General features: G+C 42.7%; 1 protein-coding gene. It reads left to right on the top strand.

The window, feature by feature from the left end; genetic code table 11:
• Positions 1–144: 144 nt before the first annotated feature.
• A complete protein-coding gene (gene tnpA / locus FKQ60_RS17335; RefSeq protein WP_158137554.1) occupies positions 145–603 on the top strand; it encodes an IS200/IS605 family transposase in 459 nt (152 codons plus the stop codon).
• The last annotated feature ends 109 nt before the right edge of the window (positions 604–712 follow it).

Consider the following 712-nt stretch of genomic DNA (forward strand, 5'->3'; position numbering starts at 1 on the left):
TTGTATAGAGAAAACCCCCAGCTAGGCTGGGGGTTCCGTAAAGCTTTCAGCTATAAGTCAGTTATAAAGCCCCTTTCAATTTGTTAAAACACTCTTGCGGTCTGGCAACTGCGAGAGTTAAACGAAAATTGAAAGGGGGTCCCAATGGGGGACGAAAAGAGCTTAGCGCACACGCGCTGGAACTGTAAATACCATATAGTCTTTGCACCGAAATATCGACGACAGGTGTTCTACGGAGAAAAACGTAGAGCAGTGGGAGAAATATTAAGGAAGTTATGTGAATGGAAAAATGTGAACATTCTAGAAGCAGAGTGCTGTTCAGATCATATCCACATGCTTTTAGAAATTCCGCCGAAAATGAGCGTTTCAGCTTTTATGGGGTACTTGAAAGGTAAAAGTAGCCTAATGCTTTATGAACGATTCGGAGATTTGAAATTTAAATATCGGAATCGGGAATTTTGGTGCCGAGGGTATTATGTAGATACGGTTGGTAAAAATACGACCAAGATACAGAACTACATAAAGCATCAGTTGGAGCAGGATAAAATGGGAGAGCAATTGTCGATCCCATATGCAGGAAGCCCGTTTACGGGCCGTAAGTAATCGTCATATGCAAATGTCAGATCGTGATGCGCCTGTTAGGGCGCTGCTTGTAAGAAAGCCTTATAGGCGCATATGAAAAACCTCCGGCTATGCCGGAGGATATTTTTTT

The sequence above is a fragment of the Vibrio sp. A11 genome (assembly GCF_013048705.1).
GTDB lineage: Bacteria > Pseudomonadota > Gammaproteobacteria > Enterobacterales > Vibrionaceae > Vibrio > Vibrio metschnikovii.

Bases quoted from the DNA above. Each gene is read 5' to 3' on its own strand.
- tnpA (WP_158137554.1), top strand. From the start codon at position 145: ATGGGGGACGAAAAGAGCTTAGCGCACACGCGCTGGAACTGTAAATAC.